This window comes from Streptomyces sp. NPDC059828 (assembly GCF_042731955.1).
In the GTDB taxonomy this organism is placed as follows: domain Bacteria; phylum Actinomycetota; class Actinomycetes; order Streptomycetales; family Streptomycetaceae; genus Streptomyces.
The window spans coordinates 18,463-40,633 of the sequence record NZ_JBHWIW010000002.1; the positions used below are offsets into that span (position 1 = coordinate 18,463).

General features: G+C 71.0%; 23 protein-coding genes. 7 read left to right on the forward strand and 16 right to left on the reverse strand.

The window, feature by feature from the left end:
• Positions 1-37: 37 nt before the first annotated feature.
• Positions 38-1,486, reverse strand: coding sequence for a YncE family protein (locus ACFV6V_RS01055; protein WP_385557181.1), 1,449 nt, complete (start codon positions 1,484-1,486; stop codon positions 38-40).
• Positions 1,487-1,929: 443 nt separating this feature from the next.
• Between ACFV6V_RS01055 and ACFV6V_RS01060 the strand changes: the two genes are divergently transcribed.
• Positions 1,930-2,619 (forward strand): hypothetical protein, encoded by a 690-nt coding sequence (locus tag ACFV6V_RS01060; RefSeq protein WP_385557184.1) that lies wholly within the window; start codon positions 1,930-1,932, stop codon positions 2,617-2,619.
• Positions 2,620-2,720: 101 nt separating this feature from the next.
• Here the strand turns inward: ACFV6V_RS01060 and ACFV6V_RS01065 are convergent, their stop codons facing one another.
• The 6 genes from ACFV6V_RS01065 to ACFV6V_RS01090 form a co-directional block, all read right to left on the reverse strand.
• Complete coding sequence (locus ACFV6V_RS01065) at positions 2,721-4,016, reverse strand: S8 family serine peptidase (protein ID WP_385557187.1); 1,296 nt, start codon at positions 4,014-4,016, stop codon at positions 2,721-2,723.
• A gap of 195 nt (positions 4,017-4,211) precedes the next feature.
• Positions 4,212-4,442, reverse strand: a complete 231-nt coding sequence (locus ACFV6V_RS01070; protein ID WP_385557190.1) for a hypothetical protein — start codon at positions 4,440-4,442, stop codon at positions 4,212-4,214.
• Positions 4,426-4,707, reverse strand: a complete 282-nt coding sequence (locus tag ACFV6V_RS01075; protein WP_385557193.1) for a DUF6400 family protein — start codon at positions 4,705-4,707, stop codon at positions 4,426-4,428. The genes ACFV6V_RS01070 and ACFV6V_RS01075 overlap by 17 nt, the downstream gene beginning before the upstream one ends.
• Before the next feature lie 221 nt (positions 4,708-4,928).
• Positions 4,929-6,323: a carboxyl transferase domain-containing protein gene (locus tag ACFV6V_RS01080; RefSeq protein WP_385557197.1), complete on the reverse strand. Its 1,395-nt coding sequence runs from the start codon at positions 6,321-6,323 to the stop codon at positions 4,929-4,931.
• A complete protein-coding gene (locus ACFV6V_RS01085; protein ID WP_385557200.1) occupies positions 6,316-7,800 on the reverse strand; it encodes an acyl-CoA synthetase in 1,485 nt (494 codons plus the stop codon). The genes ACFV6V_RS01080 and ACFV6V_RS01085 overlap by 8 nt, the downstream gene beginning before the upstream one ends.
• A 109-nt stretch (positions 7,801-7,909) precedes the next feature.
• On the reverse strand, positions 7,910-8,548 hold the full coding sequence (locus tag ACFV6V_RS01090; protein WP_385557203.1) for a LysE family transporter: 639 nt from the start codon (positions 8,546-8,548) through the stop codon (positions 7,910-7,912).
• Between the two features lie 70 nt (positions 8,549-8,618).
• Between ACFV6V_RS01090 and ACFV6V_RS01095 the strand changes: the two genes are divergently transcribed.
• Positions 8,619-9,047 (forward strand): Lrp/AsnC family transcriptional regulator, encoded by a 429-nt coding sequence (locus tag ACFV6V_RS01095; protein WP_385557205.1) that lies wholly within the window; start codon positions 8,619-8,621, stop codon positions 9,045-9,047.
• An 84-nt stretch (positions 9,048-9,131) separates the two neighbouring features.
• On the opposite strand, the gene ACFV6V_RS01100 is transcribed toward ACFV6V_RS01095, so the two are convergent.
• Together ACFV6V_RS01100 and ACFV6V_RS01105 are read right to left on the reverse strand one after the other, a co-directional pair.
• Positions 9,132-10,169, reverse strand: a complete 1,038-nt coding sequence (locus ACFV6V_RS01100; RefSeq protein ID WP_361287516.1) for a rod shape-determining protein — start codon at positions 10,167-10,169, stop codon at positions 9,132-9,134.
• A 118-nt stretch (positions 10,170-10,287) separates the two neighbouring features.
• Positions 10,288-10,836 (reverse strand): hypothetical protein, encoded by a 549-nt coding sequence (locus ACFV6V_RS01105; protein ID WP_385557209.1) that lies wholly within the window; start codon positions 10,834-10,836, stop codon positions 10,288-10,290.
• A gap of 119 nt (positions 10,837-10,955) precedes the next feature.
• Here ACFV6V_RS01105 and ACFV6V_RS01110 point away from each other — a divergent pair, with 119 nt between their 5' ends.
• Positions 10,956-11,780 (forward strand): hypothetical protein, encoded by an 825-nt coding sequence (locus ACFV6V_RS01110; RefSeq protein ID WP_385557212.1) that lies wholly within the window; start codon positions 10,956-10,958, stop codon positions 11,778-11,780.
• 36 nt (positions 11,781-11,816) lie between these two features.
• On the opposite strand, the gene ACFV6V_RS01115 is transcribed toward ACFV6V_RS01110, so the two are convergent.
• Complete coding sequence (locus tag ACFV6V_RS01115; RefSeq protein ID WP_385557215.1) at positions 11,817-12,245, reverse strand: MarR family winged helix-turn-helix transcriptional regulator; 429 nt, start codon at positions 12,243-12,245, stop codon at positions 11,817-11,819.
• Between the two features lie 107 nt (positions 12,246-12,352).
• On the opposite strand from ACFV6V_RS01115, the gene ACFV6V_RS01120 reads away from it, so the two are divergent.
• Positions 12,353-13,372 (forward strand): NADP-dependent oxidoreductase, encoded by a 1,020-nt coding sequence (locus ACFV6V_RS01120; RefSeq protein WP_385557218.1) that lies wholly within the window; start codon positions 12,353-12,355, stop codon positions 13,370-13,372.
• Between the two features lie 178 nt (positions 13,373-13,550).
• Complete coding sequence (locus tag ACFV6V_RS01125) at positions 13,551-14,375, forward strand: EI24 domain-containing protein (RefSeq protein ID WP_385557221.1); 825 nt, start codon at positions 13,551-13,553, stop codon at positions 14,373-14,375.
• A 176-nt stretch (positions 14,376-14,551) separates the two neighbouring features.
• On the opposite strand, the gene ACFV6V_RS01130 is transcribed toward ACFV6V_RS01125, so the two are convergent.
• Positions 14,552-15,475, reverse strand: coding sequence for an SGNH/GDSL hydrolase family protein (locus ACFV6V_RS01130; protein WP_385557223.1), 924 nt, complete (start codon positions 15,473-15,475; stop codon positions 14,552-14,554).
• A 217-nt stretch (positions 15,476-15,692) separates the two neighbouring features.
• On the opposite strand from ACFV6V_RS01130, the gene ACFV6V_RS01135 reads away from it, so the two are divergent.
• Positions 15,693-16,187 (forward strand): DUF3145 domain-containing protein, encoded by a 495-nt coding sequence (locus ACFV6V_RS01135; protein ID WP_385557226.1) that lies wholly within the window; start codon positions 15,693-15,695, stop codon positions 16,185-16,187.
• Positions 16,188-16,299: 112 nt separating this feature from the next.
• Here ACFV6V_RS01135 and fabF read toward each other — a convergent pair whose 3' ends face one another.
• The 5 genes from fabF to ACFV6V_RS01160 form a co-directional block, all read right to left on the reverse strand.
• On the reverse strand, positions 16,300-17,574 hold the full coding sequence (gene fabF / locus ACFV6V_RS01140; protein WP_361287540.1) for a beta-ketoacyl-ACP synthase II: 1,275 nt from the start codon (positions 17,572-17,574) through the stop codon (positions 16,300-16,302).
• Between the two features lie 88 nt (positions 17,575-17,662).
• Entirely contained in the window at positions 17,663-17,911 is a 249-nt protein-coding gene (locus ACFV6V_RS01145) for an acyl carrier protein (RefSeq protein WP_385557230.1), read from the reverse strand.
• 111 nt (positions 17,912-18,022) lie between these two features.
• Entirely contained in the window at positions 18,023-19,024 is a 1,002-nt protein-coding gene (locus tag ACFV6V_RS01150; protein WP_385557233.1) for a ketoacyl-ACP synthase III, read from the reverse strand.
• A gap of 19 nt (positions 19,025-19,043) precedes the next feature.
• Positions 19,044-20,042: an ACP S-malonyltransferase gene (locus tag ACFV6V_RS01155; RefSeq protein ID WP_385557236.1), complete on the reverse strand. Its 999-nt coding sequence runs from the start codon at positions 20,040-20,042 to the stop codon at positions 19,044-19,046.
• A gap of 89 nt (positions 20,043-20,131) precedes the next feature.
• Positions 20,132-21,337 carry a PucR family transcriptional regulator gene (locus ACFV6V_RS01160; RefSeq protein WP_385557239.1) on the reverse strand — a complete coding sequence of 402 codons (1,206 nt, stop codon included), beginning with the start codon at positions 21,335-21,337 and terminating at the stop codon, positions 20,132-20,134.
• Positions 21,338-21,464: 127 nt separating this feature from the next.
• On the opposite strand from ACFV6V_RS01160, the gene ACFV6V_RS01165 reads away from it, so the two are divergent.
• On the forward strand, positions 21,465-22,121 hold the full coding sequence (locus tag ACFV6V_RS01165; RefSeq protein ID WP_385557840.1) for a pirin family protein: 657 nt from the start codon (positions 21,465-21,467) through the stop codon (positions 22,119-22,121).
• The last annotated feature ends 50 nt before the right edge of the window (positions 22,122-22,171 follow it).

Here is a 22,171-nt window from a genome sequence, read left to right on the forward strand (position 1 = left end):
TTCGCGGCGGCGGCCTGTGTCTGCTGGTGGTTGTGCGTCAGGCGACGGAGTGGGTGATGACTCCGGTGTAGGTGCCCGCGACGGCTGCTGCGGGAACGACGACGTCGAGGGTGGGGTTCCAGGTGACGGTGTTGTTTCCGGAGCCGCCGATCTTCTGGTAGGCGATGCGAGGGGCTGCGAGGGTGCCCGTGGCGCCGGCGGTGAAGGGGCCGTTGACCGGGGTGCCGACCGTGGGGCCGGGGGTGTAGGTGACGGCGCCTCCCGAGATGGTGGTGGAGCCGGCGTCGGTGGTGAAGTTCGTGCTGAGGTAGACCGTGGCTTCCCAGCTCGCGTCGGCGAGGGAGCGCTGGTCGTCGACGGTGACGTTGCCGAGTGGTCCGCTGGCGGTGGCGCCGGGGGAGACTTCGCCGAGGTCGGCCGTGTCGGGGACGGTGATGGTGAGGCCGTCGGTCGGGGTGACCTGGAAGGTGACCGTGGTGTCGCCCTGACTCGGCGAGGCCGCGCCGCCGGAAGGGGTGCCGCCGATCGTCAGCTGGGTGGGGTCGGCCGTGTCCGTCGTGGTGTCGATCACGGAGGCGGTGCCGTCGCCGCTGTTGGCCGTGTAGACCTTCTCGCCGTTCGCGGTCGCCATCACGGCCACCGGGGCATCGCCGATGTTGGCGGTGATGGTGCTGTCGACGGTGTCTGAGCTGGTGTCGATCACAGTCACGCTGTCCGAGCCGGCGTTGGCGACATAGGCCTTGGAGCCGTTGGGCAGGATGGCCACGTCCCTCGGGGTGGTGCCCACCGTGATGGGAGCACCCGCGGTCTCGGTGGCGGTGTTGATCACCGAAACGGTGCCCGCGCCGGAGTTGGTGACGTACGCCTTGGCCCCGCTGGGAGTGAACGCCACGCCTTCGGGCACGTCGCCCACGGAGATCTCGGTGGACACGGTGTCGGTGGAGGTGTCGACCACCGAGACGTCGTCGGAACCGGAGTTGGTGACATAGGCCGTGGTGCCGTCCGGCGAGACCGCCACGCCCAGCGGAGTGGTGCCGACCGTGATGGTGGTGGTCACGGCGTCAGTGGTGGTGTTGATCACCGAGACGGTGCCGGCCCCCGCGTTGGTGACGTAGACCTTGGCGCCGTTGGGTGTGACGGCGATGCCCGTGGGTGTCGTACCGACGCCGATGGGCGTGCCGACGGTGTTGTCAACAGTGTTGATCACGGAAACGGTGGCAGCGCCGCTGTTGGCCACGTACGCCTTGGTGCCGTTCGGCGTCATGACGACCCCGATGGGAGCGGCGCCGACGGCGATGGTCGGCCCGAGCACGGTGTCCGTGCTGGTCTCTACGATCCGGACGACGTTGTTCTCCTGGTCGGCCACGTACATGAAGTCCGACGGTGCGGCGGTTGCCGGCATGACGGGCAGGGACAGTGAGGCGAGCGCAACCAAGGCGACCGTGGCTGCCCGCTTCAGGGAGCACCAGGTGCTATGTCTGCGCATTTCAGTAGAGCGTCCGACGCTTTGAGCCCGACGACCGAGCACGGCGACCTCCGTGTCCATGATGACGACCCCGGTTGAACGGGGCGAGAGAGATCATCTGTGATGACCCGGAGGCACTATAGGGGCGAATTTGCGCGAAAACTTCGTTTGATTTGCTTGTGTCCTCACTTCAAATTATTCCGCTTATCTGGGCATTTTCGCCTTCTCCCTGCGGGTGCCTTTTTCGGGTGCCGGAATTGTCGTCCGAGCCACTCGAACGGCCGCAGGTCGCGGCGAGGGGTGCGTGGGGGCACGAAGCCGGCCTCCACCCCGGTTCTGGATAGCCGGACCCGTTTGGCTGCCCCCACCCTGCGCACAGCGGGGCGTTCGTCAAATATGGCCTTGGCGGCTCAGGTTGTGGTTCGCCGATCCCGAGAAACATCGACGATGGAAGTAGGTCACTCATGCGTGCTGGACCGCGACGCGTCCGTCTCCCCGCCTACACCAAGGTGCTGACCGGAAGCCTTATGGCCTCGACGGCTCTGCTGACTCTGGCGACCCCCGCGCTGGCAACCCCTCAGGTTGACCCGACAGCAGGCCGGTTGTCCGTGGGGCCGGGGCCGGGCTCGGACCGGTGTGACGGCTACCCCGAGGGCAAGGCTCTCGAGACCCTGGGCGGCTGGGACAAATGCAGGGGCGCGACCGGGCCCACGGGTCCCACCGGTCCTACCGGGCCGACAGGAGCCACCGGCGAGACGGGGCTCCAGGGCGACACGGGCCCGACCGGCGACACGGGTCCGACGGGCGACACCGGTCCGACGGGTCCGACCGGCGACACCGGTCCGACGGGTGCGACGGGTCCGACCGGCGACACGGGTCCGACGGGTGCCACCGGCGCCACTGACATCACGTTCACAAGGGTGTCCAACGCCCAGAGCTGCGCCGATGACACCCAATGCGACATCACGGTGACCTGCCCGAACGCCGGTCAGGTGGTGACCGGCGGCGGACCCCAGAGCAACGGCTTCGGCGACGACCTCATCCTCATGGCGTCCTGGCCCTCTGCCGCCAACGCGTGGAGAGTCGTGGCCGAGAACGAATTGGGCATCACCATCACGTACACGGCCTGGGCCGTCTGCGCCACGGTGTCGTAGCCGTAAGCAGCCGTGACGCGGCGACCCCGTGGGCGGGCCTTCGGAGCCCTGCTCACGGGGTCGCACATCTGTCACGTCGACTGCTGGTCAGAGGCCGGAAATCAGAAGCCGCGCAGTCTCAGCAGCGGCTCCTTGGTGCCGTCACCGTCCTCGGACGGCCAGAGCCAGTCCGTGCCACCGGCTGCCACCAGAGCCGCCTTGACGGCGGTGGGTGATGCGCCGGGATGGGTCGCCTTGTAGAGGGCGGCTCCACCCGCCACATGCGGCGCGGCCATCGAGGTGCCGGACAGGACCGCGTAGCCGCCGTTCCTGAAGGTGGAGCGGATGCACACTCCGGGCGCGATCAGATCAATGTCCGCGCCGTAGTTGGAGAAGTCCGCGAAGGTGTCGTCCCGGTCGGTGCGGCAGCTGGCCTTGCCGAGTCCCCCGGACTTGCCGTCGAAGTCGGCCAGGGCGCTGACGGTGATCACTTCGTCGTACGCGGCGGGGGTGGTGTTCTTGGCGTCGGCGTGGTCGTTGGCCGCCGCGACCACATAGGTCACGCCGGCGGCGACGGAGGCACAGATCGCCTTGTGCATCGCGTCGTTGTTGACCGTGCCGCACTGGCCGTCGTCGCTGCCGCCGCCGCCGAGGCTCATGTTGACGACGTCGATCTGGTCGGCGTGCTGTGTCACGTAGTCGATGCCGCAGATGACATCCGCGTCGGTGCCCATGCCGAGCGGGTTGAGCACCTGGACCGGCCAGATCCGGGCACCTGGTGCCACACCGACGACCCCGGCGTTGTTGTCCAGGGCGCCGACGATGCCCGCGACATGGGTGCCGTGGCCGTGCATGTCGAGGACGGGAAGCTGCGGGATCCAGCAGTTCTTGGCCCCCGCCTTGTAGACGTTCAGGTCGGGGTGGTTGGCGTCGACACCGGTGTCGATCACCGCGACATCGACGTTGACCCGGGTGTCCTTGCCGTCGATGGCGGCCGTCGGGCTGAGGTCGGCCTCCACCCGGTCCACGCCGGTGGGGACCGTCTGCGCGAGGGCGCGTACCCTCCGTTCGGGCTGGACGGACTGGACCAGCGGATCGCCGGCGATCGCGGCTGCCGCGCTCGCGCTCATGGAGGCGGCGTAGCCGTGCAGGGCGTGCCGGTATACGTGCCGCACCCTGGCCCCCATGGAGGATGCCTGGGTGACGGCCGCGTGCACGGTGGCCGTGGCGTCCGCCTGGGTGGCTGCGTCCTTGAGGGTCACGATGTAGCGGCCGGGGACCTGGTCGGACTGTGTGGCCGTTGTGAACGCGGCCGTCGTGGACGTGTCCGCCGACGTGGACGCGGTGGCCGTCGCGGAGGTCGGTGAAGCGGCCGCCAGGGCCAGGGCTAGGAGGGCGGCGCCGATGAGCTTGGGCATCCCGGACCTTTCGAAGGCGAGTCAGTGGGAGCGAATCGGCGGCCAGTTAGGGAATGATCCCCGATTGTCCGATTCGCTTGAGCGCCCAAGGCCTAGCAGTTGTTGCCGCAGCGAACCATCCCGACATCCGGCGAGTGCGGATTTCGCCGAAGCGATGTCCTCCATGTGGCCGTGTCACGGCACCGCCGTGCATCTTCACGGCTTGTGCGTACCACCGCCGCGGCGCGTGTCGAGCGACCACATGTGCGTACAACCGGGGCACTGGAGATGGACGACCGTGCCCTTGTTGGAGATCAGATAGCGCCAGTGGTCGCGGCAGTTGCGTTGCTCGGCGCACGGTGCGCAGTCACGGGAGTCGTCGCAGCGCGGGCAGGGCACCCAGGCGCGCCGGGCGATGTCCGCCTGCGGATCAATGGGAAGCCGCATGGCCGGGCTCCCCTCCGGGACGTCCGGGCCTTTCGGGCAGCACGCCGGCCGCCACGAGCGCGTCGTAGGTGCGCTGCTGCTCGGCGTCGAGCCCGGAGTAGAGCAGGGAGTACGCCGCTTCCTCGTCCCGCAGTGCCGCCACCGGGTCCCAGTCGGGGCCGAGCGCGGCCACGACCTCGGCCCGTCGCCTGGCCTCCTCGAAGGTCAGGTCGATCGAGAAGGGTATGTGATCAGGGGTGCGGTCGGCGGCGTGGTCCTGGTCCATGGCATGACTTCCGAGTGGTGCTGGGTCGGGGGACTGCCACGTGTACCAGAGGGCGGGGCGCCGGGGGAAGGGTCACCTAAGTGGGCACCCGCGGAAGAAGCCGAGGATTCCCGCACCGAGAAAACATCACAAAGATGATGAAATAGGGCATTCCGATCATCGGTTTGTGGGGATTGATGCGTTTTGCTCGATCTATGGTCCTTGTGTCGCTGTGATGGAATTCATGGCTGCTTCGCCGTGGTCGCAGGGTCCACGATCCCGCGCACCACCCCCAGATCGACCAGGTCCTGAGGACGCAGTCGCAGCTGGTCCGCGGTGGCGGGCGCATCGCCCGGCCCGCGCTTGAGGATCGCCGCGGCGAGCTCCGGCGCGATCACCGAGAAGTAACTGTCGGGCGTGGCCCAGGTGTTGTCCGGAGCGGCCAGCGCCAGCGCACCGCCCGAGCCGCCCTCGCCGATCACCAGCGTCGTCACCGGGACCCGGGCCTCCGCCATCGCCGCGAAGGCCTCGGCGATCGCCGCGCCCGCACCCTCGCGCTCGGCCTCGGCGTCGTTCGCGGCGCCGGGGGTGTCCACCAGCGTCAGCACGGGGATCCCCAGCCGGTCCGCGAGCCGTATCAGCCGCGCGGCGGTCCGGTACCCGGCCGGCCGGGTCGCGGTGCCCGCCTGCGCCGCGTAGGCCACCGTCCGGCCCTCCCGCAGCCCGAAGCCGCACAGCATTCCGGGGTCCGTGCCGCCCCGCCGGTCGCCCTGGACGTCGAGCCGCAGGCCGAAGTGCGCGTCGAGATACGCCTGGGCGCGCGGGCGGCGGGCGGAACGTGCCAGCTGGACGGCGCCCCAGCCGGTGGGTGCCGGGTCCTGGCTGCCGAGGGCGAGCGGCGGTGACGGAGCCGACGGCGGAGAGGGCGCCGAAGCGGTCCCGCCCGTCAACAGCGTCAGCCATGACGCCAGCGTCTCCTGCAGGTCCTCCTGCCGGACGATCGCGTCGATCTGCCCGGCGGCGAGCTGGCCTGCGGCCGTGTACGCGGACGGGTCGGCGTTCTGCGGCCTGACCCGTGACCCGGCGAAGCCGATCTGAGCTCCGGGAAGGGCCAGGATCACATCCGCGCCTGCGCCGAGGGTGGCCCAGCCGCCGCCCGTCGTGGGATCCCGCAGCACCGCGATCTGGGCAAGCCCCGCCTCACGGGTCTGCGCGGCGGCACGCGCCACACGCTGGAGCTGGGTGAGGGCGATCATGCCCTCCTGCATCCGGCTGCCACCCGTGGCGATCAGCGACACGAGGGGCAGACGCCCGGCACGGGCATGGGCGTACGCGGCCTCCAGCCTGTCCCCCGTCCGCTCGCCCAGCGAGCCGCCCATGAAACGGAACTCGAAGGAGACGATCACGGCCCGGCACTCACCGATCCGCCCGACGCCCCAGACGACCGACTCCTCCTCGCCGCTGCGGGCCGCCGCCCGGACCCTCGAGGCTCCGTACCCGTCCCAGCCGATCGGGCCGTCGGGATGCGCGGTCCCCGCCCCCGCAGCGGTATCCGCGGGCGGGCCCGTCTGCGGCGCCTCCTCGAAGGCCTCGCTGACCAGCGCGATCGCCTCCTGCGCGGTCAGCCCGTCAGCCATGGGTCAGCGCCCGCTTCAGGATCTTGCCCATGTCGTTGCGGGGCAGGCTCTCCACGTAGCGGACCGTACGGGGCCGCTTGTGCGGGGCGAGCTGCGCGGCGACATGGTCCGCCAGCGCCTCGGCCGACGGCGGACGCTCCGGATCAGCCGCCACCACCCACGCCACCACCCGCTCGCCGAGATCCGTGTCCGGCTCGCCGGTCACCGCGACCTCCCGTACGCCGGGGTGGTCCAACAGCGCGTTCTCGATCTCCCCGGCACCGATCTTGTAGCCACCGCTCTTGATCAGGTCGGTCGCCTTGCGGCCCACGATCCGCACAGAGCCGTCCGCGTCCCGTACGGCCATGTCACCGGTGCGGAACCAGTCCCCGTCGAACGCCGCCGCCGTCGCGTCCGGCCGGTTGAGGTACCCGGTGAACAGGCTCGGGCCCTTCACCTGGATCTCGCCCACCGTCTCGCCGTCGTACGACGTGATCTCGGAACCGTCCTCCTCCACCAGCCGCAGCCCCACGGCACGCAGTGGTACGCCGACCGATCCGGGCCGGGCCTCGCCGTCGACCGGGACGCTCGTGCTCATCAGCGTCTCGGTCATCCCGTAGCGCTCGATGACGCGCCGTCCGGTACCCGCCGCGATCCGCTCGTGGTCGTACACGGGCAGCGCGGCAGAACCGGAGACCAGCAGCCGCGCGCCCGCCAGGGCCTTCGTCAACTCCGGGTCGCCGACCAGTGCTTCGGCCAGCCGGTGGTACATCGTCGGCACCCCGAACAGCATCGTTCCGCCCGCGCCCAGCTCCCGCGCCACGCCCTCCGCAGAGAACTTCCCGAGGTGCCGCACCTCGCCACCCCGGCGCAGCGGACCCAGGATCCCCAGGATCAGTCCGTGCACATGGAACAGCGGGAGGCCGTGGACGAGTACGTCGTCGCCGGTCCACGCCCAGGCTTCGGCCAGCGCGTCCAGGGTCGCCGTGATCGCCCGCCGGGGCAGCACGGCACCCTTCGGGGCGCCGGTGGTCCCCGAGGTGTAGACGATCAGCGCAGGGGCTTCGGGGTCGTCCGGCTCGGGCGGGAGCTCCGCATCCGCCCCGGTCTCCGTCACCGTGATGTCCAGCCGCTTCAACCGGGCCAGCACCGAGGGGAGTTCGTCGTCCGGCGCCGCGAGCACCACTGAGGGCGTGCTGTCCCCGACGATATGCGACAGCTCCCGTTCACCGGTCTTCGGATTCAGCGGTACGGCAGGAACTCCCGCGAGCAGCGCGGCGACCACCCCGACCGCCGTCTCGAGCGTCGGCGTGGCCCACACCGCGATCCGGCCCGCGCCCGCGATACGCCCCGCCAGCGCCCGCGCCGCCGTGGCGAGTTCGCCATACGTCAGCGACCGGTCGCCGAACCGCAGGGCGGGACGGTCCGGCGCGGCCGCCAGTGCCGGAAACACAGGCAGGGCCGGAACCGCTGGGACCGCCGGCAACGCAGCACTCACGAGTCGTCCTCCTCGATTCTGGGGCACCCCCATCATTGTCCCCACGCCTTGCCTACTCGTGCGTAACAAATTCGGGGTGGAAGAGGGGTGGACCGAGGGTCGGGTCAGGTCAGGGCAGTGGCAGCGCCAGCCGCACCGCGTACACCGCCACCAGACCGAACCCCACCCGGAAGGTCCAGGCCCGGGCCCGTGCCCCGATCCGTGCCCCCGCGATCCCGCTCACCGCGACCAGCAGCTGCTGCCACGCCAGCGAGGCGGCGAAGACCCCGGCGACGAACACCGTTCCCGCGGCTCCGCTGCCCAGCTCGGCGCCCTGGGCGGTGGTCAGCGCCGCGAAATAGAGCGCGGTGGTCGGGTTGACCAGGGTCAGTGCGGCGAACCGGGCGAAGGTCCGCCCCGCCCCGCCCGTCGCCGCCGCGCCCGTCTCCGCCACGGCGGGGGAGTCGTCACCGGCGGTGTGCCGCGACGCCCACAGCCCCCGTACCGCGATGACCATCAGCACCGTGGCCGACACCACCCGGACCCACGCCTCCACCCCGGTCAGCGCGGATGCGACCAGCGGGCCGACGGCGGTCGCGAGCGCCGCGTACAGGAGGTCGACGGACGCGACGGCCGCCGCGGCCGCGACGGCGTTACGGCGGTCCCGCAGGCTCTCCTGCACCAGCAGCACACCCATCGCGCCGACGGGCATCGCCACACCGAGGCCTGCGGCAGCTCCGGCCACCGCGGTCGTCCACATCTCGCTCATGGCGCACACCATCGGATGCGGGCCGAGGCTCGCGCGGCCGGATTACGGTGAGGGCTGCGACAATCGCGGTATGGATCGCCTGGACAGTGAAATCCTCGGTGTGCTGCAAGAGGATGCGCGGATCTCGTACCGCGATCTGGGAGTACGGGTCGGGCTGAGCGCCAACGCCGCGGCCGACCGGGTGCGCAGGATGCGCCGCGAGGGGGTCATCCGGGGGTTCACGACCCTCGTGGACCCGGCCGCGGCAGGAAGCCGCGAGGGGCTCGTGGTCTTCATCGACATCACCCTGCGTCTGGACACCACGAACGAGGAGTTCGAGGGCGCGGTGCTGCGCCTGCCGGGGATCACGGAGGTCGTCCATGTCACCGGGGCCCACGACTATCTCGTCCGCGCCCGCGCCGCGGACCCGGCGGCGTTGGACACCTTGCTGCGCCGGCTCAAGCGAGAGGCGGGCGTGGCCCAGTCGAGCACCCGTATCGCCCTGCGCGCGGCCCGGTAGCGCTCCCCTGCGGCGCGCCTCGGCGGGCATGCACGGGGGCGGCGGGGGACTCCCAGGTGACACACCGGATTCCGGGCGAAGCGCCTACGCGGTCAGCGGGTTGAGCACCATCGACTTGACGCGCCCTTCCAGCATCGCCCCGAGTCCCACCACCGCGCACACATCAGGCTGCTCGGCGATATGCACCGGCATGCCGGTCTCGTCGCGCAGCATCTGGTCGAGGCCCGGAAGCAGCGCGCTGCCTCCGACCATCATGATCCCCCGGTCGGCGAGGTCGGCGACCAGATCGGGCGGGCAGTCGCGCAGGATCTTCCCGATGCCGTCGAGCACGGCGGTGAGCGGGGTGTGAATGGCGTCGCGTACGGCCGCGGTGTCCACCTTCACCGACCGTGCGAGCCCGGTGGCCACATCACGCCCGTGGATCTCGGTGGACGCGGGCCCCCGGACGGTGAGGCCGTTCTCGCTGAGCGCGAGCTGGAGCGGGCGTACGGACTGGCTGGGCAGCATCAGCGCGTGCTGGTGGCGCAGATGCTGGATCACCGCGTGGTCGACCGCGTCCCCGCCGACCGGGATCCGCACGGCCGTGACGATCGAGCCCAGGGAGAGCACGGCGATCTGGGTGGTGGCGGCGCCGCACGCCATGATCATGGTGGCCGTGGGCTGCTCCACCGGGAGCCCGCAGCCGACGGCCGCCGCGATCAGGGTGTCGACCAGCTCGACACGGCGGGCGCCCAGCCCGACCAGGGTCTCCACGGTGGCGCGCTGGGCGAGCGGATCGGCCTGGTGCGGGGTGCAGGCGGCGGCCCGCAGCCGGGGCTTGCGGCGCAACTGGCGGCGCAGCTTCTCGCCGAGCAGATGGCGCAGCATGCGCTGGGCCATCTCGATGTCCACGACGGTGCCGCCGGACACGGGGCGCATGACCCGGATGTAGTCGGGGGTGCGCCCGGTCATCTGCTGCGCGAACTCGCCGACGGCGATGAGCGCGCCGCTGCGCATGTTCACGGCGACGACACTCGGCTCGTCGACGACGAGCCCGGCGCCTTTGACGAAGACACGGGTCCGCGCGGCGCCGATGTCGACGGCCACGTGGCAGCGGCGCAGCTGGTCGAGGCTGACGGTCACGGCGGTCCTCCCGAGATCGGTTTCTCTTCGCATCGTGCGACCGCCAGGCGCTGGGCGCGCGTTGTGATGAGCCGCTCGGGGGGAAGTCCGTGACGACACGTCAGCATCGGAGCACGCGTCACATCAGGCGCTGCAACAGCCCCCAGGTGAACTCGGCCACGCACGGCGTGCCGTCGGGCAGTGTGAACGCCAGCCCCCAGCGGGTCGGCGCCGTGCCTTCCATGGGCCGTACGGGGGCGAAGGCTCTGGCCACCTCGTCCACCGTGCAGGACCAGGGGCGCAGATCGTCCCCCGTGAGCAGTACGGGAACCCGGGCCCCCGGCGCGCGGACGAGCCACTCGTTCCATACGGCCCCGCCGGGTGCCGCCAGTACCTCGAACCGCAGGTCGGGCCACAGCGGCACGGGCCACAGGAGGGCGTCGCACTCCAGATCGCCGATGCGGCGGCGGGCGGTGGACTCGGGCTCGCCGAGCACGGAGCGGTAGCGGGACAGACTCCCGCGCGCCCGGGGTGAGCGGAGCATCGCCTGCCAGCGGCGGTTCGCCTCACGCATGTCCGCGACCGACGCGCCCAGCCGGTGCCGTGCCTCCTCGACCAGGTCCGGCTGGTGGTCGGCCATCCGGCGGAGCAGGACGAGCTGGAACTCGTGGGGCCCGAAGCTGTTCATGCTCCTCATCGTGCCCCGAGCCCAAGGGGCGGCCGCGCCGCGGAACTGCGGATTCCACACACGATCCTCACAGACTCGGCTATCTCTGTTGCCCGTCCGCTGCGTACGCTGCGGGCGCCATGGACTACTGCTACCAGTGCCGTCGGCACCTCAATGGGGCTCTGGCGTGCGCCGGATGCGGTACACCCGCGGAGGAGCTGAGGTATCACAACCCCGCCGTCGTCCCCGCAGCCATGCCCGCAGCCCGCCGTGTGCCGGTGGCCGAGGCCGGTCCCGCGCCGGTCAACCGGCCTTCCGCCGCGCCGGCCGACGAGGTCGTGGTCGAGCTCGGCGGCGCGTACGACGAGCCCCGGACGCCGTCAGGGCACCGCCGCGCGCCCACCGCGAGTCGGAAGGCACGCAGGTCGGCGGGTGTCCGCGGACGCCGCAAGCGTGGCCGGAAGGTCGTGGTCGGCGCGGTCGGCCTGGTGCTCGCCGCGGGCGTGCTGAGCCTGACCGAGCTGGCGAAGGAGACCGTATGGGGCGGCGACGGCGCCTCCGTGGAGGTCCGCGAGGAGGAAGCGCCGCTCCCGGTCGAGGAGATCCCCGACCCGGCCGTCAGTGACGAGCCCGCGGAGGGCCCGAGCGGGGTCAGCGAGGCGCCCGAGACGGAGTCGGCCGTGCCCCGCCCCAGCGCCACGGGCGGCGGGGGCACCACGGGCCGCCCCGTGGCCGTGGAGTCCTCGTCGAGGGCGGTGCGGTCCGGCTCGTCCGTGCCCGCGCCGGATCGCAGCAGTGACGATTCTGCTTCGACGTCGCCGGAGTCCGGCGACGAGCCGTCGGACCCGGGCGACGCGGGTTCGGCGACGCCCACGAAGCCCGCCGGCCCGCCTCCGGCGCCCACCCCCACTCCCACGCCCTCGCCCAGCGAGACCTGCACCTGGTTCCTCTTCTGGTGCACCTGAGGATCCCGGTTCACCCGAGGGGCGGCACGCTCGTGGTCACACCTCGCCCAGCATCCGCCTGAGCAGGTCCCGCAGCACCGTGCGCTCCTGCGCCGAAAGCTCCGCCAGCGGTTCCCGCGCGAAGTGCAGGGACTCCCGCAGCTCCCGTGCGGTCTCCCGGCCCAGGGCCGTGGCCGCGGCGATCTTCACCCTGCGGTCGGCCGGATCCGGCCGCCGCTCGACAAGTCCCCGGGCCTCCAGCCGGTCGATGATCCCCGTCACGTTCGACGGCTCGCACTTCAGCTGACGCGCGATCCGGCGCATAGGGGTGGCCTCGACGGAGAGCAGCCCCAGCACCCGGGCCTGGGCGCCGGTGAGGTTGTGCCGGGCCGCGGCCTCCTCGTACTCGTCGTGGTAACGGGTCACGACCGAGCCGATGAGATCGACGACCTCCAGGGTCAGTGGGTCCGTTGGTGTGATGGCCATGGCAGGCAGCATACCCGGATACTTGACAACATGAAATATCTAGGCGCATGGTTGTTTCAGGTACTGAAATTCATGTACTGAAACATCCAGTAGGAGGCATCGCAGCCATGTCCGCACTTCCCGCGTCCAGCCGTGAATGGCACCTCGTCGCCCGACCCCACGGCTGGCCCAAGCCTGAGGACGTCGCCCTCCGCGAGGTCCCGGTGGCGGAGCCGGGCGAGGGCCGGATCCTCGTGCGCAATCTCCACTTCTCGGTCGACCCGTACATGCGTGGCCGGATGAACGATGTGAAGTCCTACGCCCCGCCGTACCAGCTCGACCGGCCCATGGAGGGCGGCGCCGTCGGCGAGGTCGTCGCGTCCGGCGCCGAGGGCTTCGCCGTCGGTGACCACGTCCTGCACGGCCTGGGCTGGCGCGAGTACGCCGAAGTGCCCGCCCAGCAGGCCACCAGGGTCGACCCCTCCGTCGCCCCGCTCTCCGCCTACCTGGGCGTGCTCGGTATGCCCGGGATGACCGCCTACGCGGGCCTCTTCGAGGTCGCCTCCTTCAAGCAGGGCGACGCGGTGTTCGTGTCCGGCGCCGCGGGTGCCGTCGGCAGCCTGGTCGGCCAGATGGCGAAGCTGAAGGGCGCCTCGCGCGTCATCGGCTCGGCCGGCTCCGACGAGAAGGTCAAGCTGCTGGTGGAGGAGTATGGCTTCGACGCCGCGTTCAACTACAAGAACGGCCCCGTCGCCGAGCAGCTCGCGGCCGCCGCGCCGGACGGTATCGACGTCTACTTCGACAACGTCGGCGGTGAGCACCTCGAGGCCGCGCTCTCCTCGTTCAACCTGCACGGCCGCGCCACCATCTGCGGAATGATCGCCCAGTACAACGCCACCGAGCCCACTCCGGCCCCGCGCAACCTCGCCATGGTGATCGGCAAGCGGCTGCGGCTCCAGGGCATGCTGGTCTCCGACCACGCGGCGCTCCAGCCCCAGTTCGTCCAGGAGGTGGGCGGCTGGCTGCGCTCCGGCGAGCTCAAGTACGACGAGACCGTGGTCGAGGGCATCGAGAACGGCTTCGACGCCTTCCTCGGCATGCTGCGCGGCGAGAACACCGGGAAGATGGTCGTCTCCCTGCCCCGCTGAGCCACCGGACGGGCCCGGAGTCCGACGGCCACCGCCGAGGTGGGCATCGGTGGGAAGCCGGCTGATCGGACCCACCGCACCGGGCCGCACCCCACCGGGGGTGCGGCCCGCACCGCGTCCAAGGCGGCGCCGACGCGTCCCCGAAGGACGGTTCCGCCCGCCCGATAGGGTGTGCGACATGCGTGATTTCGGGGCGGGCTTCGGCTACATGGTGAAGGGCCAGCAGTGGGTCGGCAGGCACGGCCGGTGGTTCGGCCTCGGGTTGCTGCCCGGGCTGATCACCCTGGTGCTGTACGCCGGTGCACTCATCGGACTCTGGTACGGCTCCGATGACATGGTGGCCTGGGCCACCCCGTTCGCGGACGACTGGTCGTCCGCGTGGCTCGGGGCGTTCCGGGGCTTCCTCACCGCGCTGGTCTTCGTCTTCGGCCTGTTCCTGGCCGTGATCACCTTCACAGCCGTGACCCTGCTGGTCGGACAGCCCTTCTACGAGTCGCTCTCCGAGCAGGTCGACCGTACCGAGGGCGGCGAGGTCCCCGAGTCCGGGCGCGGCTTCTGGCGCGAGCTGTGGATCTCCGCGAGGGACAGCCTGAAGGTGCTGCTGAGGGTCGCGTTCTACGGCGTGCTGCTCTTCGCACTCGGCTTCATCCCGGTGATCGGTCAGACCGTCGTACCCGTGCTCGGCTTCTGTGTCTCCGGCTTCTTCCTCGCCGAGGAGCTCACCGCCGTGGCCCTCCAGCGACGCGGAGTCGACCTGAAGGAGCGCCTCACCCTGCTCCGTGGCCGCCGCATGCTCACCCTCGGCTTCGGGGTCCCGCTCGCCCTGGCCTTTGTGGTCCCGTTCGTCGCGGTCTTCCTGATGCCGGGCGCGGTGGCGGGCGCGACGCTGCTGGTACGCGATCTGACGGCGACTCCCGACGAGCCGCAGCCACAGCCGCAGCCCGAGGCGCAGTTGGCCCCGCAGGGCCGGTACGGCTTCAGCAAGGACGAGGCTCGCCCCTGAGGCCTGTTCGGGGGAGCAGCGGCGCGCCGTCACGGCGCGCCTTCGGGATCTACGGGGTGCCCGGGGAATCCTGGGTGATCTCCCCCCGGAGGCGTGAGGCACCCCAGCACCGCCCCGGGGCGGTACCTGACAGCCGCCCCGGGGTTCCGGTGCCCGACTTACGCGACCAGCTCGGCCTACGCGGGCGGCTCGGCCGCCGTCACCTGCCGGTAGGCGATCTCCGCGAGCCGCCGCTGGCCGTCCTTGCCGGGATGGAACCAGTCCCAGGGGCTCAACTGCTCCCCGGTGAACCGGTAGTCGAAGACCGCTCCTCCGTCATAGCGGCAGCGCTGGTCCTTCGCGCAGACGTCCTCGAGCGCCTCGTTGTACGCCACCACCCGCTCGTACACCCGGTCCCTGCGCTGCCCGGCGGCCTCGCCCAGGTCCTCGGCGTCGCCGAGCATCGAGGCGCAGATGCCCAGCTTCCAGACCTCCCGGCCGAGCGGGTTGACCCGGCCGGTCGACCACAGGCGCTTCAGGTCGGGGATGCTCGACACATACACCTGCGCCTTGGGCGCGGTGCGGCGCAGCGCGCGCATCGCCGATTCGAACGACGCGGTGAACTCCTTGACCGGGGTCATCAGATCGGGTGAGTCCCGGCATGCGTCGTTGGCGCCCACCATCACCGTGACCAGTTCGGGGCGGCGCGCGGCGGCCGCGGTCATCTGGGCCGGGAGGTCCGCCATCCGGGCCCCGCTGCTGGCGTGGTTCCAGCTCCGGTCCCCCGCGGCCGCACCCAGCAGTCGCTGCGCCAGGCTGCGCACCCCGGTGTCGGTGCCGGTCGCCCAGGACGCCTCCGGGCAGTCCGCGAGCAGGGAGCAGACGTCGAAACCCCGGGTGATCGAGTCGCCGACGGCCGCGATCGAGGCGGGGCTGCGGTCCCAGGCCGGGGTGGGGGAGGGGGACGGCCGGGGCGCCTTGGGGCGGGCGCCGTGCTGCACGGCGGGTGGACCGTCACAGGCTGTGACCGCGGTCTGGCCGAGGAGCACCGCCGCCGTCAACGCGGCGACCGTGGCAAACGGGCGAACCCTCTTTCGCCCGTTCCGCTGTTTTCCGTGCATCCTTCCCTCCCCGTAGGTGTCCCCGCGACACCCCATTTCCCCCCGGCGCACGGTAGCTTTGCCCCGTCGAACCAAGGGCAGTCGGGTCCACCGGCTCCGGTAAATTACATCACGTCACATGCTGTCCGTTATGGGCGGGTTCACGGAGTTTCACGCCGGATGATGTTTACTGAGGCCCCTGGGGAAAGGCGAACCCCGTCCCACACTGGAGGTCCCGGTGACGACACGCGGCGTTCTGTACGTTCACTCCGCACCACGCGCGCTGTGCCCGCACGTCGAATGGGCGGTGGCGGGTGTACTGGGTGTGCGGGTCCAACTCGACTGGGTCCGGCAGCCCGCGTCGCCGGGCACCTGGAGAGCGGAGTTCTCCTGGCAGGGAGAAGCGGGCACGGCCTCCAAGCTCGCGTCCGCGCTGCGCGGCTGGCAGCTGCTCCGCTTCGAGGTCACCGCGGAGCCGACCCCCGCCGCCGAGGGTGAGCGCTACAGTGCCACTCCCGAGCTGGGCATCTTCCACGCCGTCACCGGTATCCACGGAGACATCCTGATCCCCGAGGACCGGCTGCGCGCCGCCATGGCCCGCTCGGCGCAGGGCGAGACGGAGCTGGAGGCCGAGATCTCCAAGCTGCTGGGCAAGCCCTGGGACGACGAGCTGGAGCCCTTCCGGTACGCGGGCGAGGGTGCGCCGGTCCGCTGGCTGCACCAGGTGGTCTGACCCCCGGATCGTCCGGCACCGCGCCAGACACGCACGAAGGGCCCGTCTCCCCGAGGAGACGGGCCCTTCGCGTTGTCCCGGTGCGTTCCGGTGCGTCAGACCGTATGGAGCGTCAGACCGTACGGAACGCCAGCACCACGTTGTGACCGCCGAAGCCGAACGAGTTGTTGATCGCCGCGATCGTGCCGTCGGGCAGCGCCCGCGGCTCACCGCGCACGATGTCCGCGTCGACCTCGGGGTCGAGGTCGTCGACGTTGATCGTCGGCGGGGCGAGACGGTGGTGCAGGGCGAGGACCGTCGCGACGGTCTCGATGCCGCCCGCGCCACCGAGCAGATGCCCGGTCATCGACTTGGTCGCGGACACCGCGACGTGGTCCAGGTCGTCGCCGAGTACCTTGCGCAGCGCCTTGACCTCCGCGACATCACCCTGAGGAGTGGACGTCGCATGGGCGTTGAGGTGGACGACCTCGCCCGGCTTGAGGTCCGTCGAGTCGAGCAGGTTCTGGAGCGCGGCGGCGATACCGCGGCCGGTCGGCTCCGGCTGGGCGATGTGGTGGCTGTCCGCGGACAGTCCCTGGCCGAGCACCTCGCAGTAGACGCGGGCACCACGGGCGGCGGCGTGCTCCGCCGACTCCAGGATCACCACACCGGCGCCCTCGCCGAGCACGAAGCCGTCACGGTCCTTGTCGTAGGGACGCGACGCCTTCTCGGGCTCGTCGTTGTTCTTGGACATCGCCATCATGTTGGCGAACGCGGCGACCGGCAGCGGGTGGATGGCCGCCTCCGTACCGCCCGCGATCACCACGTCGGCACGGCCGCTGCGGATCATCTCGACGGCGTAGCCGATCGCCTCGGCGCCCGACGCGCAGGCGGAGACCGGGGTGTGCACGCCCGCCTGGGCGTTCACCTCCAGACCCACGTTGGCGGAGGGGCTGTTGGGCATCAGCATCGGCACGGTGTGCGGGGAGACGCGGCGTACGCCCTTCTCCTTCAGCACGTCGTACTGGTCGAGCAGCGTGGTGACACCGCCGATGCCGGACGCGATGACCGCGCCGAGCCGCTCGGGCGCCACCTGCGCGCCCTCGGCGGACTCCGCGCCGGCCGGGCCGGCGTAACCCGCGTCGGCCCACGCCTCACGGGCGGCGATCAGCGCGAACTGGGCGGAACGGTCCAGCTTCCGGGCGACCGGACGCGGCAGCACGTCGGCCGGGTCGACGGCCACCGGGGCGGCGATCCGGACGGGCATGTCGGCGAAGCGTTCGTCCTCCAGAGGGCGGACGCCGGAGCGTCCCGCGATCAGACCTTCCCAGGTCGATGCGGAGTCGCCACCCAGCGGTGTGGTTGCGCCGATACCGGTGACGACCACGGTGCGATTGGTCGAGTTCACAGGAATTCTTTCTCCACGGTCTAAGCGGTGAGGCGGTTACGTGAATCAGCGGCGCCACCGCTGGGTGGCGTACCTGATCGGCCTGTGATCAGGCCTGGTGCTTCAGGATGTAGTTGGCGGCGTCGCCGACCGTCTTGAGGTTCTTGACGTCCTCGTCGGGGATCTTGACGTCGAAGCGCTCTTCGGCGGCGACGACTACCTCGACCATGGACAGCGAGTCGACGTCCAGGTCGTCGGTGAAGGACTTGTCCAGCTGGACGTCCTCCGTCGGGATACCCGCGATCTCGTTGACGATCTCCGCGAGACCTTCGACGATCTCTTCCTGAGTGGCGGCCATGTGGCGCTCCTTCGGTGTGTAGCTCAGTGTCTGGCTAAGGGTTGAACGGGCTTGCCCGGAGTCCCGGACAACCGGAGTGCTACCGGAAGTCCGGAAGATCCGCATGCTTGCCTAGGGGAGGGTAACGACCGTCGCGGCGTAGACGAGCCCCGCCCCGAAGCCGATGACGAGCGCGGTGTCGCCGCTCTTCGCCTCTCCGGTCGCCAGAAGCCGCTCCATCGCGAGCGGAATCGAGGCGGCCGAGGTGTTGCCGGTGGTCTCCACATCACGGGCGACCGTGACGTGCTCCGGCAGTTTCAGGGTCTTCACCATCGAGTCGATGATCCGCATGTTGGCCTGGTGCGGGATGAAGACATCCAGGTCGTCCGCGCTGATTCCGGCCGCGTCCAGCGCCTGCTGGGCGACCTTCGCCATCTCGAACACAGCCCAGCGGAACACCGCCTGGCCCTCCTGGGTGATGGCCGGGAAGCGCTCGGGAGTCCCGTCGCGGTACTCCGCCCACGACACGGTCTGCTTGATCGTGCCCGACTTGTCGCCTTCGGAGCCCCAGACCGTGGGGCCGATCCGCGGTTCCTTCGCCGGCCCGACCACGACCGCGCCGGCGCCGTCGCCGAACAGGAAGGCCGTGGCGCGGTCCTCCAGGTCGGTCAGATCGCTGAGCCGCTCGACCCCGATCACCAGCACGTACTCGGCGGAACCTTCCACCACCATGCCCTTGGCGAGGGTCAGTCCGTAGCCGAAACCGGCACAGCCCGCCGAGATGTCGAAGGCCGCGGCCTTGTTCGTGCCGAGCTTGTCGGCGATCTCGGTGGCGACGGCCGGCGTCTGGTGGAAGTGCGAGACGGTGGAGACGACCACGGCGCCGATCTGCTCCGGGGTCAGCCCGGCATCGGCGATGGCCTTGCCCGACGCCTCGATCGACATCGCGGCGACGGTCTCCTCGTCGTTCGCCCAGTGCCGGGTCGCGATGCCCGAGCGGGAACGGATCCACTCGTCGGACGAGTCGATCGTCTCCAGGATCACCTCGTTGGGCACGACGCGGGTGGGGCGGTAACCGCCGACACCCATGATCCGTGCGTACGGCGCGCCCTGGCTGGGCCTGATCTTCGACATGCGCTTTACGGCTCCTTCGTCAGGCGCTGGGCGAGCCCGCCGCGTCTGCGGCGTCCGAGGCGTCGGCGGCGGGGGCCGGGGCGCCCGCGGACTCCGCGATGAGCGTGCGGGCCGCCTCGAGGTCATCTGGGGTCTTCAGCGCGAGTGTCTTCACGCCGGGCAGGGCGCGCTTGGCCAGACCGACGAGGGTGCCGCCCGGGCACACCTCGATGATCGCAGTCGCACCCAGCTGCTTGAACGTCTCCATGCACAGGTCCCAGCGCACCGGGTTGGCGACCTGGCCCACGAGCCGGGCGACGACCTCGTCGCCCGCCGTGACGACGGCACCGTCCCTGTTCGAGACGTACGGCACCTTCGGGTCCATGGGGGCCAGCGCCTTGGCGGCCTCCTCCAGCTTCGCGACCGCGGGCGCCATGTGGTGCGTGTGGAACGCGCCGGCCACCTTGAGCGCCACGACCTTGCGGACACCCTCGGGCTTGTCCGCGTCCAGCGCGGCGAGCTGCTCCTTGGTGCCGGCGGCCACGATCTGGCCCGCGCCGTTCACATTCGCCGGAGTCAGTCCGAGCTTCTTCAGATGCGCGATGCTCACCTCGGGGTCACCGCCGAGCAGTGCCGACATGCCGGTCTCGGTGACGGCGGCGGCCTCGGCCATCGCGAGGCCCCGGGTCCGTACGAGACGCAGCGCCGCCGCTTCGTCGAGGACACCGGCGAACGCGGCAGCGGTGATCTCGCCGACGCTGTGACCGGCGAGGGCGCCGGGCGCGAAGTCGTCGCGCGAGTCGCCGAGCGCGTCACGCAGCGCGGAAGCGGAGAGCAGACCGGCCGCGACGAGCAGCGGCTGAGCCACGGCCGTGTCGCGGATCTCGTCCGCGTCGGCCTTTGTGCCGTAGTGGGCAAGGTCGAGTCCGATGGCGTCGGACCAGACCGCGATGCGGTCGGCGGCGCCGGGGAGTTCGAGCCAGGGAGTCAGGAAGCCGGGCGTCTGAGCGCCTTGGCCGGGAGCGACGAGTACGAGCACCCTCACACTCTCTCTTGTGGATGGTCCGCGCCGCCCGTGGGGACAGGGACCAAGAACCGTCAGGGGAATTGTCGGTGTTCGACAAAAGACTAGGACTGGAGATCGCCGTCTACCAGACGCCCGAGGATGAGTGCGATCCGGAGAGTGAACGCGGAGCGGACATCAGAGGGTGACCAGCCGGTGACGTCGGTCACACGTCGGAGCCGGTAGCGAACGGTGTTGGGGTGGACGAAGAGCATCCGGGCGGCGCCTTCGAGGCTGCTGGCCTGCTCCAGATAGACACTGAGGGTTTCCAGCAGCGCCGAGCCTGCTTCTTCCAGTGGTCTGTAGATCTCCTCCACCAGCTGCTCGCGCGCTGAAGGGTCGCCCGCGATGGCGCGTTCCGGCAGCAGATCGTCCGCCAGAACCGGACGCGGGGCATCCTGCCACGCCGCACACGCCTTGAGCCCCGCTGCGGCGGCCTGCGCGGAGCGTGTCGCCGCCAGCAGATCCGGTACGACCGGGCCGGCCACCACGGGCCCCGCCGCGTAGGGGCCGATCAGGGCCTTGGCGACATGCAGCGGGTTGTCGCTGCCACCGGCGATGACCACCAGCCGGTCACCGAGCACACCGGTCAGCACCTGGAGCTTGGCGTGCCGGGCCGCTCGGCGGATGGCCTCCACGGTGAGCTCGCTGTCCCCGTCGGGGGCGGTGCCCAGCACCACGCACACATGCTCCGGCGAGTTCCAGCCGAGCGCCGCGGCCCTGCTGACGGCGCCCTCGTCGGCCTCGCCGGACAGCACCGCGTTGACCACCAGCGACTCGAGCCGGGCGTCCCAGGCGCCGCGGGCCTCGGCCGCCTGCGCGTAGACCTGGGCGGTGGCGAAGGCGATCTCCCGCGCGTAGACCAGCAGGGCCTCGCGCAGGATCGACTCGTCACCCGGCGCCGCGACCTCCTCGATCGCCACTTCCATGACCTCGATGGTGGTGCGCACCATCTCCACCGTCTGCCGCAGCGTGATCGCCCGGGTCAGCTCACGCGGCGCCGTGCCGAAGACATCGGTCGAGATCGCCTGGGGTGTCTCGGGGTGCCGGAACCACTCCGTGAACGCCGCGATACCCGCCTGGGCCACCAGACCGATCCACGACCGGTTCTCCGGTGGCATCGCCCGGTACCACGGCAGCATCTCGTCCATGCGGGCGATGGCGTTCGCGGCGAGCCGCCCCGAGGACTGCTCCAGTCGCTTCAGGGTCGCGGAGTGCGGATGGGCGGCGTTCGCGGGCAGAGCCGGCTCGGCGGGTTCGGGATGGGGCACGGGGACAAGAGTGCCTTATCAGGACGCCTATGCGGAGACTCGGGGTCCGGGGCGGGGGTTCGTGGGGGGTCCGCTTCGGGAGTCGAGGAGAGGCCCCGCCCAGGTGTCACCGTCTACCGTGGAGCGTGTGATTTCCGTACGGCCCGCCGCAGGGCGCTACCGGGGTGGAGACGAGGCCACCGGCATCGAGTCGCTGCACGCGTTCTCGTTCGGACGTTTCTACGAGCCCGACAATCTGCGCTTCGGGGCGATCATCGCCTGCAACGAGGAGCGGCTGGCACCGGGTGCCGGATTCGACGAGCACCCGCACAGCCACACCGAGATCGTGACCTGGGTGGTGGAGGGCGAGCTGACCCACCGGGACGGCACCGGCCGCGCCACCGTAGTGCTCCCCGGCGATGTGCAGCGGCTGAGCTCAGGGGGCGGGGTGCGCCATGTCGAGCGCAACGACACCGACGCGCCGCTGGTCTTCGTGCAGATGTGGCTGTCGCCCGTGGAGCCCGGCGGGGAGCCGTCCTACGAGGTCGTCCGGGGGATCGCCGACTCCACCCCCTACGCCCTCCCGCAGTCCGGGGCGATGCTGCACGTTCGCCGCCTCGGCAGGGACGAACGCACCGCGGTCCCGGACGCGCCCCTGGTGTACGTGCACGTGGTGCGGGGTGTGGTGCGGCTGGACGGGGATGAGCTCGGGCCCGGCGACGCCGCGCGGATCACCGAAGGGCTGGGCCTCGAGCTCGCGGGCGCCTCCCCGGCCGAGGTGCTGATGTGGGAGCTGAACCACTGACCGCCTGTGCCGCCCTTGCCCGCACCGCTGCCTCCCCTCGACGGTGTACG